This is a genomic window from Streptomyces sp. NPDC047853, from assembly GCF_043204535.1.
GTDB lineage: Bacteria > Actinomycetota > Actinomycetes > Streptomycetales > Streptomycetaceae > Streptomyces.
Window position 1 is genome coordinate 1 of the sequence record NZ_JBIDCI010000019.1, and the last position, 10,806, is coordinate 10,806.

10 protein-coding genes are annotated in these 10,806 nt (G+C 72.3%); 7 read left to right on the forward strand and 3 right to left on the reverse strand.

The features are described 5' to 3' along the window. From treS to ACGF5T_RS28835, 4 genes are all read left to right on the forward strand, one after another. On the forward strand, positions 1 to 1,363 hold a 1,363-nt coding region (gene treS / locus ACGF5T_RS28820; protein ID WP_392889678.1), incomplete at its 5' end, for a maltose alpha-D-glucosyltransferase. Between the two features lie 28 nt (positions 1,364 to 1,391). Beyond that, positions 1,392 to 2,753 (forward strand): maltokinase, encoded by a 1,362-nt coding sequence (locus tag ACGF5T_RS28825; protein ID WP_356610799.1) that lies wholly within the window; start codon positions 1,392 to 1,394, stop codon positions 2,751 to 2,753. A gap of 3 nt (positions 2,754 to 2,756) precedes the next feature. Then, positions 2,757 to 4,979 (forward strand): 1,4-alpha-glucan branching protein GlgB, encoded by a 2,223-nt coding sequence (glgB, locus tag ACGF5T_RS28830; protein WP_361017124.1) that lies wholly within the window; start codon positions 2,757 to 2,759, stop codon positions 4,977 to 4,979. 108 nt (positions 4,980 to 5,087) lie between these two features. Beyond that, positions 5,088 to 6,179 carry a glutamate--cysteine ligase gene (locus ACGF5T_RS28835; RefSeq protein ID WP_356610797.1) on the forward strand — a complete coding sequence of 364 codons (1,092 nt, stop codon included), beginning with the start codon at positions 5,088 to 5,090 and terminating at the stop codon, positions 6,177 to 6,179. A 34-nt stretch (positions 6,180 to 6,213) separates the two neighbouring features. On the opposite strand, the gene ACGF5T_RS28840 is transcribed toward ACGF5T_RS28835, so the two are convergent. After that, positions 6,214 to 6,447 carry a DUF6480 family protein gene (locus ACGF5T_RS28840; protein WP_361017122.1) on the reverse strand — a complete coding sequence of 78 codons (234 nt, stop codon included), beginning with the start codon at positions 6,445 to 6,447 and terminating at the stop codon, positions 6,214 to 6,216. Between the two features lie 170 nt (positions 6,448 to 6,617). Here ACGF5T_RS28840 and ACGF5T_RS28845 point away from each other — a divergent pair, with 170 nt between their 5' ends. Continuing rightward, on the forward strand, positions 6,618 to 8,525 hold the full coding sequence (locus ACGF5T_RS28845) for an AMP-dependent synthetase/ligase (protein ID WP_356610795.1): 1,908 nt from the start codon (positions 6,618 to 6,620) through the stop codon (positions 8,523 to 8,525). A gap of 154 nt (positions 8,526 to 8,679) precedes the next feature. Then, positions 8,680 to 9,114 carry an ATP-binding protein gene (locus ACGF5T_RS28850; protein ID WP_053126956.1) on the forward strand — a complete coding sequence of 145 codons (435 nt, stop codon included), beginning with the start codon at positions 8,680 to 8,682 and terminating at the stop codon, positions 9,112 to 9,114. Positions 9,115 to 9,141: 27 nt separating this feature from the next. On the opposite strand, the gene ACGF5T_RS28855 is transcribed toward ACGF5T_RS28850, so the two are convergent. Together ACGF5T_RS28855 and ACGF5T_RS28860 are read right to left on the reverse strand one after the other, a co-directional pair. Continuing rightward, the gene (locus tag ACGF5T_RS28855; protein WP_366767683.1) at positions 9,142 to 9,600 is read right to left on the reverse strand and encodes an ATP-binding protein; all 459 of its coding nucleotides are present in this window, start codon (positions 9,598 to 9,600) and stop codon (positions 9,142 to 9,144) included. A gap of 46 nt (positions 9,601 to 9,646) precedes the next feature. Beyond that, positions 9,647 to 10,012, reverse strand: coding sequence for a PRC-barrel domain-containing protein (locus tag ACGF5T_RS28860; RefSeq protein ID WP_356610808.1), 366 nt, complete (start codon positions 10,010 to 10,012; stop codon positions 9,647 to 9,649). Between the two features lie 385 nt (positions 10,013 to 10,397). On the opposite strand from ACGF5T_RS28860, the gene ACGF5T_RS28865 reads away from it, so the two are divergent. Beyond that, positions 10,398 to 10,806: HAMP domain-containing protein (locus tag ACGF5T_RS28865; RefSeq protein ID WP_356610793.1), on the forward strand; the 409-nt coding region annotated here is incomplete at its 3' end.

Here is a 10,806-nt window from a genome sequence, read left to right on the forward strand (position 1 = left end):
GAACCACACCAGCGACCAGCACCCGTGGTTCCAGGAGTCCCGCAAGGACCCCGACGGCCCCTACGGCGACTACTACGTCTGGGCCGACGACGACACCCGCTACTCCGACGCCCGCATCATCTTCGTCGACACCGAGGCGTCCAACTGGACCTACGACCCGGTCCGCGGACAGTACTACTGGCACCGCTTCTTCTCCCACCAGCCGGACCTCAACTACGAGAACCCGGCCGTCCAGGAGGAGATCCTGGCCGCCCTGAAGTTCTGGCTGGACCTCGGCATCGACGGCTACCGGCTCGACGCCGTCCCCTACCTGTACGCCGAAGAGGGCACCAACTGCGAGAACCTGCCCGCCAGCCACGCCTTCCTGAAGCGCGTCCGCAGCGAGATCGACGCGCACTACCCCGACACCGTGCTGCTGGCGGAGGCCAACCAGTGGCCGGAGGACGTGGTCGACTACTTCGGCGACTACGCGGCCGGCGGCGACGAGTGCCACATGGCCTTCCACTTCCCGGTCATGCCCCGCATCTTCATGGCCGTGCGCCGCGAGTCCCGCTACCCGGTCTCCGAGATCCTCGCCAAGACCCCGGCCATCCCCTCCAACTGCCAGTGGGGCATCTTCCTGCGCAACCACGACGAGCTGACCCTGGAGATGGTCACCGACGAGGAGCGCGACTACATGTACGCGGAGTACGCCAAGGACCCGCGCATGCGCGCCAACATCGGCATCCGCCGGCGGCTCGCCCCGCTCCTGGACAACGACCGCGACCAGATCGAGCTGTTCACCGCGCTGCTGCTCGCCCTCCCGGGATCACCGATCCTCTACTACGGCGACGAGATCGGCATGGGCGACAACATCTGGCTCGGTGACCGCGACGCGGTCCGCACCCCGATGCAGTGGACCCCCGACCGCAACGCCGGCTTCTCGACCTGCGATCCGGGGCGCCTGTACCTCCCCACGATCATGGACCCGGTCCACGGCTACCAGGTGACGAACGTCGAGGCCTCCATGGCCTCGCCGTCCTCCCTGCTGCACTGGACCCGCCGCATGATCGAGATCCGCAAGCAGAACCCGGCCTTCGGCCTCGGCACCTACACCGAGCTGCCCTCCTCCAACCCCGCGGTGCTGGCCTTCCTGCGGGAGTACGAGGACGACCTGGTGCTGTGCGTGAACAACTTCGCGCGGTTCGCACAGCCCACCGAGCTGGACCTGCGCGAGTTCGCCGGACGTCATCCGGTCGAGCTGTTCGGCGGGGTCCGCTTCCCGGCCATCGGCGAGCTGCCGTACCTGCTGACCCTCGGGGGCCACGGCTTCTACTGGTTCCGGCTCACCCGAGTCGCATCCCGCATCGGCCGCCGCGTTTGAGTCCGGGCCGAGGAAAGGACGCGTCACCATGCCGAAGACCGCATCCCTGCGCCGTGGACGCGGGCAACTCGCCGAGCCCATGGCGTCACTCGGCGAGCTGCTGCGGGAGTGGCTGCCGCGCCAGCGCTGGTTCGCGGGCAAGGACCGTCCCGTGGCCGAGCTGGGTCTGCTGTCGATGACCGAGCTCTTCCCGGGCTGTCTGCACCTGCTGGTGCACACCGGGCCCGGCCCGGTGCCCGCTCCGGGCGGTGCTCCCCAGGCCGGGGACTGCTACCAACTGCTGCTGGGCGTGCGCGAGCAGCCCTCGCCGCGGCTGGGCCGGGCGCTGATCGGGCAGGTGCAGGACGGCCCGCTGGCAGGCCGGACGGTCTACGACGCGCTGCACGACCCCCGGTCGGCCCAACTGCTCCTGGAGCGGCTCAGGCAGCCCGGCAAGGCGGGCCCGCTGCGCTTCGAGTCCGACCCCTCGCGCCCGGTGCCCGGCGGACTCGTGCCGCGGCTGCTGGACGCCGAGCAGTCCAACTCGTCGCTCGTCTACGGCGACGAGTTCATCCTGAAACTGTTCCGGCGCATCCAGCCGGGCGTCAACCCCGACCTCGAGGTGCCCGACGCGCTGGCCCGCCAGGGCTGCGGCCGGGTCCCGGCGCCGGTGGCGTGGATGCGGACGACCCGCCCGTACGAGGCGACGCTCGGTGTGCTCCAGCCCTTCCTGCACGACGCCTCCGACGGCTGGACCCTCGCCCTGGACGCGCTGGCCGCGGGGGACGACTTCACCGCGCAGGCCCACGAGCTGGGCCGGGCCATGGCCGACGTGCACCTCGCGCTGGCCTCGGCCTTCCCGGCCGGCCCGGCCGGGGAGAACGACCGGACCGCCGCGGCGATGACCGAGCGGCTCACCGCCGCCGCGCACTGCGTACCGGCCCTGCAGCCCTTCGTCCCCGGGTTGCGGGCGGCCTTCGCGGCGCTGTCCACCTGCGACTCCGGACCGCCCGCCCAGCGCATCCACGGCGACCTGCACCTGGGGCAGGTGCTGCGGGCCGGCCGGGACTGGTTCGTCATCGACTTCGAGGGCGAACCGTCCCGTCCGCTGTCCGAACGGCGCAGCGCCCACTCCCCCGTGCGGGACATCGCGGGCATGCTGCGCTCCTTCGACTACGCCGCCCGACAGCGCCGCCCGTGGCGCCCCGAGTGGGCGCGCCGGTGCCGGGAGGCCTTCTGCGCGGGCTACGCCGCCCGCGCCGGGTGGGACCCCCGTAAGAAGCACGGCCTGCTGCGCGCCTACGAGACGGACCGCGCCGTGTATGAGGTGCTGTACGAGGCGCGGCACCGCCCCGACTGGCTTCCCGTACCCATGGCGGCGATCGAACGACTCGCCGTGAGAGGAGACTGACCCGTGGCCCTCCGCGACACCTCGCTCCCCGAGCCGTCCGGTCCCGTCCCGTCCGCACCCCGCGCGTACGGCACCGCACCGCCCCTGGACCCCGTCGACCGGGGGCGCCTCCTGGCGGGCGCCCACCACGACCCGCACGCCCTGCTCGGTGCCCATCCGGTGCCCGGCGGCATCGCCTTCCGGGCGCTGCGCCCGTTCGCCCGCGAGGTCGACGTGGTGGTCGACGGGGAGCGCCACGCCCTGGTGTCGGAGGAGGACGGGCTCTTCTCCGCGGTGCTGCCCCTGCCGGGCATCCCGGCGTACACCCTCGTGGTGACGTACGCGGAGGGCGAGCAGGAGACGCACGACCCGTACCGCTTCCTGCCCGCCCTCGGCGAGCTGGACCTGCACCTGGTCGGTGAGGGGCGGCACGAGCAGCTGTGGCGGGCGCTGGGCGCTGAGCCGATGACCCACGAGGGCGTCACCGGCACCCGGTTCACGGTGTGGGCGCCGAACGCGCAGGGGGTGCGGGTCGCCACGGACTTCACCCACTGGGACGGCACGGCGTTCCCGATGCGCTCGCTCGGTGCCTCGGGGGTGTGGGAGCTGTTCCTGCCGGGCGTCGGCGAGGGCACCCGGTACAAGTTCGAGATCCACTCCCGCTACGGGCACCGGTTCCTGAAGGCCGACCCCATGGCGCGCCGTACCGAGGAGCCCCCGAACACCGCGTCCGTCGTCACCGCCTCGCACTACGCGTGGGACGACGCCGCGTGGATGCGCACCCGCGCCGACCGGCCGGTGCACGAGGCGCCGTTCTCCGTGTACGAGGTGCACCTGCCGTCCTGGCGGCCGGGGCTGACCTACCGCGAGCTGGCCGACGTGCTGCCCGCCTATGTCAGCGACCTGGGCTTCACCCACGTCGAGCTGATGCCGGTCGCCGAGCACCCCTACGGCCCCTCCTGGGGGTACCAGGTCACCGGCTTCTACGCGCCGACCGCGCGGCTCGGCTCGCCCGACGACTTCAAGTACCTGGTCGACGCCCTGCACCGGGCGGGCATCGGCGTGATCATGGACTGGGTGCCGGCGCACTTCCCGAAGGACGACTGGGCGCTGGCCCGCTTCGACGGGGACCCGCTGTACGAGCCCGGGGACGAGCGGCGCGCGACCCACCCGGACTGGGGGACGTACACCTTCGACTTCGCGCGGACCGAGGTGCGCAACTTCCTCGTGGCCAACGCGGTGTACTGGTGCGAGGAGTTCCACATCGACGGGCTGCGGGTCGACGCGGTCGCCTCGATGCTCTACCTGGACTACTCGCGCGACTCGGGCCAGTGGGAGCCCAACCAGTACGGCGGCCGGGAGGACCTGGCGGCCATGGCCTTCCTCCAGGAGATGAACGCGACCGTCTACCGGCGCTGCCCGGGCGTGGTGACCATCGCCGAGGAGTCGACCGCGTGGGGCGGGGTGACCCGGCCGACCGACACCGGCGGACTCGGCTTCGGCCTGAAGTGGAACATGGGCTGGATGCACGACTCGCTGGAGTACGTCGCCCACGAGCCGGTGCACCGCAAGTACCACCACCACGAGATGACCTTCTCGATGGTGTACGCCTACAGCGAGAACTACTGCCTGCCGATCTCCCACGACGAGGTCGTGCACGGCAAGCAGGCGCTGGTGTCGAAGATGCCGGGCGACTGGTGGCAGCGGCGGGCGAACGTCCGCGCCTACCTCGGTTTCATGTGGGCCCACCCCGGCAAGCAGCTGCTCTTCATGGGCCAGGAGTTCGCCCAGGGCGCCGAGTGGTCCGAGGAGCAGGGCCCGGAGTGGTGGCTGCTGGACGAGGGCTACCACTCGGCGGCCGACCACCGCGGGGTGCAGGACCTGGTCCGCGAGCTCAACACCCGCTACGCGCAGACGCCGGCCCTGTGGCAGCGGGACACCGACCCGGCCGGTTTCCGGTGGGTCGCCGTGGACGCGGCGGAGGACAACGTCTTCGCGTTCCTGCGTTTCGACGCGGCCGGCGCTCCCCTGCTGGCGGTGACGAACTTCTCCCCGGTCGTGCGGCACGGGTACGCGCTCGCCGTCGGCGACGAGGCCGTCGCCTGGCAGGAGGTCCTCAACACCGACGCCGTGGAGTACGGCGGCAGCGGGGTGGCCAACGCCGACCCGGTCAAACCCGAGGACGGCAGCATCACGATCACGCTGCCTCCGCTGGCCACGGTGTGGCTGAGGCCATACGCCCTGTGAGACAGGGCGGCGCGTCGAGGTGTCCGGCCGCCCCGCCGGGGCATTCGGTGGTCCTACGAAGGGGACGACCCAGTCGTCGCAGCCGGGCCCACAGAGAGGCGACATCACGTGCGCACCGTCGGAGTGGAGGAGGAACTCCTCCTGGTCGACCCCGATAACGGCGAGCCGCGGGCACTGTCCGCCGCCGTCCTCGCCCGGGCCTCGCTCGACGACGCGGAGCAGGACGTCTTCGAGAAGGAGCTGCACGAGCAGATGCTCGAGTTCGCCACGCACCCGCAGGCGGACATGGACCAGCTGCACGCGGAGATCGTGCGCTGCCGCAAGGAGGCCGGGCGGCACGCCGGGGGGATCGGCTGTGCCGTCGCCGCGCTCGCCACGTCGCCGCTGCCGGTCACCCCGTCCATCGGCATGAACCGCCGGTACGACTGGATGGCCGACCAGTACGGCGTGGTGGTCCACGAGCAGCTGGTCCTGGGCTGCCACGTGCACGTGTCCGTGGAGTCCGACGAGGAGGGCGTCGCGGTGATCGACCGGGTGCGGCCCTGGCTGTCGGTGCTCACCGCGCTGAGCGCGAACTCCCCGTTCTGGCAGGGCCGGGACTCCTCGTACAGCAGCTACCGCAGCCGGGTCTGGCAGCGCTGGCCGTCGGCCGGTCCGACGGAGCTGTTCGGCTCGGCGGAGACCTATCACCGGCGGGTCGCGGACATGGTCGCCACCGGCACGATCCTCGACGAGGGGATGATCTACTTCGACGTCCGGCTCTCCCAGCGGTACCCGACGGTGGAGTTCCGGGTCATGGACGTCTGTCTGGACGCGAGCACCGCCGCGCTCATCGCCGCGCTGGCCCGCGCCCTGGTCGAGACGGCCGCGCGGGAGTGGCGGGAGGGCGCCGAGCCTGCCGGGCACAGCGTGAGCCTGCTCCGCCTCGCGGCCTGGCGGGCCGCCCGCTCCGGGCTGACGGAGGAACTGCTGCACCCGGAGACGATGCGGCGGATGCCGGCCGAGGCGGTCCTGCGGGCGCTGCTGGAGCACGTCGAGGAGGCGCTGGCGGCCGACGGCGACCTGGAGCGGGTGCGGGACGGCGTCGAGAAACTGCTGCGGGACGGCAACGGTGCCCGGGTGCAGCGGGAACTGCTGGAGCGCACGGGCAGCCTGCGGGACGTCGTCACCGAGTGCGTGCGCCGTACGCAAGCGGCGTGAGGCGTCCCGCGGTCAGGCCGCGGCCGGTCCGCGCTCAGAGCATCAGGACCAGGGCGTAGCCGAGGAAGCCCGCGGCGACGACGGCCACGAGGACGAGGATCACCGCCAGCGGCGCCTTGGCCCAGCCTTTGGGCGGGTTGTTCCCCTCCCACGGCCCGGCCTCGGACATGCTGCTCTCCCCCGGCGGGGTCTCGCCGGGCGGCACGCCCCCGCCGGGCGTCAGGCCGGTGGTGCGATCGGGTTCCGGATCGGGATTCGTGTATCTCATGACGACCGGGTCCCCCGATCCGCCGAGATCACCGGGCGGGAACACTTCTGCTGTCCCGGCCCCCCGTCGCCTGCGGCTCGGCTAGATTCCGAGCACCGCCGACGACGGTGCTCGTCGGTGCCCGTCGGTGCTCGCCCGGTCCACCGTCCGCACACGTCAGGAGCCAGCGCATGCGCGACCTCGCTCTCGCTCCCCCGGCCGTCCCGCCCCTGACCGGCGGGCTCGCCGACAGCCTCTTCGAGACGGCCGTCCGCGAGCCGACCCTGCCGATGCTCGCCCGCCGCACCCACCCGGGCTCGGCCGACTGGCAGGAGGTGACGGCCGTGGAGTTCCGCGACGAGGTCGTCGACCTCGCCAAGGGACTGATCGCGTGCGGGATCGCGCCGGGCGACCGGGTGGCGATCCTGGCCCGCACCCGGTACGAGTGGACGGTCTTCAGCTACGCGCTGTGGGCGGTGGGTGCCGAGGTCGTGCCGATCTATCCGACGTCCTCGCGCGACCAGGTCGAGTGGATCCTGCGGGACGCGGGCTGTGTGGCCGTGGTGGTAGAGGACGAGCAGAGCGTGATGACCGTCGGTTCGGTGTGCGCGTCGCTGCCGTCGCTGCGCCACGTCTGGCAACTGGACGCCGGCGCGCTCGACACGATCGTGGCGCGCGGCGAGTTCCTGTCGTACACCACGGTCGACTCCATGCGCCGCATCGTGCTGCCGGACTCCACCGCGGTCGTGGCCTACACCTCGGGCACGTCCGGCCGCGCCATGGGGTGCGCGCTGAGTCACCGCGGCCTGGCCAGCCCGTGCGACACGCTCCTCGCCGGCTGGGGCCACACGGTGGCGCCGCCGGGTGAGCAGGGCGCGGTCCTCGCCTTCCTGCCCTTCTCGCACGTGTACGGGCTGATGATCCAGAGCCTGTGCGTCCGGGGCGGGCTGCTCATGGCGCACGAGCCCGCGATGACCGACGAGGCGCTGTCCTCGGCCCTGCGCACCTTCCGCCCCACGTACCTCTACGCCGTCCCGTCGGTCCTGGAGAAGCTCTACAAGACCTTCCTGCGCACGGCCCAGCAGGCGGGCCGGGGGGCGTTGTTCGAGCGGGCCGCCGGCACGGCGCGCGACTTCGCCGCCGCGCTGGAGCGCCAGCGGCTCGGCCGGGGGACGGGCCCCGGCCTCGACCTCCGTCTCCAGCACGCCCTGTACGAGCGGACGGTGTACCGCCGGCTGCGGACCGCGCTGGGCGGCCGGGTGCGCCGGGCGACGTCCGGCGGTTCGCCGCTCAGCCGCGAACTGTCCCTCTTCTACGAGGGCATCGGCGTGTACGTCCACGACGGCTACGGGCTGACGGAGACCAGCGGCGGGCTGACGATGCAGCCGCTCGGCCGGGAGAAGTCCGGCACCGTCGGGCAGCCGCTGCCCGGCATGGAGATCCGGGTGGCCGACGACGGGGAGATCCTGGTGCGCGGTCCCTCGATGTTCCAGGGATACGTGGGCGACGCGGCCGCCACCCGTCGGGTGCTGCGCGACGGCTGGCTGGCCACCGGGGACATCGGGCACCTGGACGAGGAGAACTACCTGGCGATCACGGGCCGCAAGAAGGACGTCATCATCACCAGCGGCGGCAAGAGCGTGGCCCCGGCAGCCCTGGAGGAACGGCTGCGCATGCACCCCCTCGTCCACCAGGCCGTGGTCGTGGGCGACAACCGGCCCTGCGTCGGCGCGCTGATCACGCTCGACCCGGCGTTCCTGACGCACTGGCGGGCGGGGCTGGCCCTGCAGGCGGACGCCCCGGCCCGCGAGGCACGGGAGGAGAACGCGCTGCGCGAGGAGGTCGCGCGGGCCGTAGCCGCGGCCAACAGCGCCGTGTCGCGTTCGGAGTCCATCCGGGTCTTCCGTGTCCTGCCCGAGCCGTTCGACGTCGCCAACGGGCTGCTCACACCGTCGATGAAGCTCCGGCGGGACGAGATCGTGCGCACCTACGCCTTCGAGATCGACGCCATGTACGAGGCCCGCTCCCGCCGCCCGCCCCAGGTGCCGCTCGCGGAGCAGGCCGGTTGGGAGGACACGGACAACGTGTTCCTGCGCTGACGGTACGCGGTGGGTGACGCCCCGGTCACCGGCGGCCACCGGGCGCGGGCTCCGGCAGGAGGAGGCGCGTAGGGTCGGCCCGCTCGGGAACTAAGAGACGAAAGGAGTACGCAGAGGGGACAACGCCCGGCCGAGGCCGGGCCGGGAAGGCGAGATGGCAGCCGAGTCGCGTTGGGACAGGACACTGGCTTCCGAGGAGATCACGAACCGCACCGCCAGCTTCACCGGGGAACTGCACAATGTGACCGGTGCGCGCCTGGTCGCGGAGGAGTTCCTCTTCGATCTGGCCCGGGCGGCGCCGCCCTCGGCGCCCGAACACTGGGACGACATCCTTCTCGTCGTCACGGAGCTGGCGGCGAACGCGGTGCAGTACGCCCCCGGGCCCTTCCAGCTGCGGCTGCGCCGCACCTTCGACGGGGTGCACGTGGTCATGCACGACACCAGCACCACGGAGCCCGCGCCGCGCGCCTTCCACCCGAACAGTGGTGGCGGCGGCATCGGCTGGCATCTGATCCACACCCTGTCCGACCAGGTGAGCGTGGTCACGGGCGAGCGGGGCAAGGACATCCACGTCTTCCTGCCCTGGTGACCGGGGCCGTGGCCGGGGCCGTCGCGGTCAGCGGGCGCCCGCGTCCCGCAGCGGCACCAGCGCGCTGATGGTCTTGCCGCCCTCCGGGCGGTGGTCGACCGCGACGTCCCGGGCCAGGCGGGCCACGAGCGGCCAGCCGTAGCCGCTGCCGCGGTGCGTGGTGGGGAAGGCCCGCACGGGCGGGGGCACCACCGCGCTGTAGTCGTGAACGGCGATCCACAGGCCCTCGCCCGTCGGCCGGACCTCGAAGCCGGCCAGTCCCTCGCCGTGCCGGATGGCGTTGGTGACCAGTTCCGAGACCACCAGGAGCAGGTCGACGACGTCCTGCTCCCGCACCCCGCGGCCCGCCCCCCACTGCGTGCGGGCCACCGACTCCGCGTAGGCGCGTGCGGTGGCCGCGCTGGTCACGGAGCCCGCCCCCGGTGCCTGGGCGGGGGGCGGGCTCACGTCGGCCGAGGCCGTGCTGATCCCGTCGATCGGTTCCATGTCAGTGGTGTCCCTGGGGTTCGCCGTACTGTCGTTCGGCACCGGGTCAGTCCGCGGTGGTCTCCCGCGGCGGCAGCCGATGGTAGTAGTCGCCGACGGACGCCAGGTACTCCCGGTCCATCGTCTCGCTGTCGGTCCGGAACCGGGGCGCGGCCTTGACCTCCGCCCGGGTGCAGGCCACCGTGACCGTGCGGGCCTCGGTGTCGATGCCCCTGACCACGCCGACCGGCACGAGCACGCTCCGGCCGAAGACCCAGACGCCGGTGTCGACGACCAGGTGCCGCATGCCGTAGTGCTCGGCCTCACGGTCCACGTGACCGATGGTGCCGTCGCCGGCGACGACGGTGCAGCCCGTCAGGTCCTGCCCTTCCAAGTGACCGCTGCCCACCGCGTACGACCAGATGCTCTCCATCGGCACGCTTTCCCTTTCCTCCCGTTTCGGTGACGACTGCGGGGCCGGGCGGACGCCACGGGCCGGACCGGCTCCACAGCAGCGGATACCCGGCCCGGGCCGCCGCATTCGGCCGGTCGCGGATCGGCCGCGGCAAAATGCGGCCGGGTACCCAGGAGCCGGCCGTCCATGCGCGTCGTGCCCCGTCCGGGCTCCGTTCTCCACCTCCCGGCACCCCGCTTTGGTGCACACCCCGCACCTGGGTTAGCCTCTGGCGTATTTTTTCTCCTAGGGCAGATCCGTGAACTGCGGAAATGCGCGCGCGACAGGCCGGACCGCACAACGGTCCGGAGGGGGTTCCGAGTCCTCGCTCCGAGGGCTCCTGGGGAGCGGAACGAGGGTGCGAATGACCAGCGACAGCACCGGGACCGTGGAAGCGGTTCCGGGCGATCAGGAGTTGCGCCGTCTGCTGGCGGGCCTGACGGCCGTACGGGACGGCGACTTCGGCACCCGTCTGCCGGACGAGGCGGACGGTCTGATGGGTGACATCGCCAAGGTCTTCAACGGCATGGTGGACCAGTTGTCCGTGTTCACCTCGGAGGTCACCCGGGTGGCCCGCGAGGTCGGCACCGAGGGGACCCTCGGCGGGCAGGCCAGGGTGCCGGGGGTGTCGGGCACCTGGGCCGACCTGACGGACTCGGTCAACGCCATGGCGGGCAACCTGACCACCCAGGTCCGTGACATCGCCCAGGTCGCCACCGCCGTGGCCAAGGGCGACCTGTCGCAGAAGATCGACGTGGACGCCCGCGGCGAGA

Bases quoted from the DNA above. Each gene is read 5' to 3' on its own strand.
- ACGF5T_RS28825 (WP_356610799.1), top strand. From the start codon at position 1,392: ATGCCGAAGACCGCATCCCTGCGCCGTGGACGCGGGCAACTCGCCGAG.
- ACGF5T_RS28855 (WP_366767683.1), bottom strand. From the start codon at position 9,600: ATGGAACCGATCGACGGGATCAGCACGGCCTCGGCCGACGTGAGCCCG.
- ACGF5T_RS28850 (WP_053126956.1), top strand. From the start codon at position 8,680: ATGGCAGCCGAGTCGCGTTGGGACAGGACACTGGCTTCCGAGGAGATC.
- ACGF5T_RS28845 (WP_356610795.1), top strand. From the start codon at position 6,618: ATGCGCGACCTCGCTCTCGCTCCCCCGGCCGTCCCGCCCCTGACCGGC.
- ACGF5T_RS28860 (WP_356610808.1), bottom strand. From the start codon at position 10,012: ATGGAGAGCATCTGGTCGTACGCGGTGGGCAGCGGTCACTTGGAAGGG.
- ACGF5T_RS28840 (WP_361017122.1), bottom strand. From the start codon at position 6,447: ATGAGATACACGAATCCCGATCCGGAACCCGATCGCACCACCGGCCTG.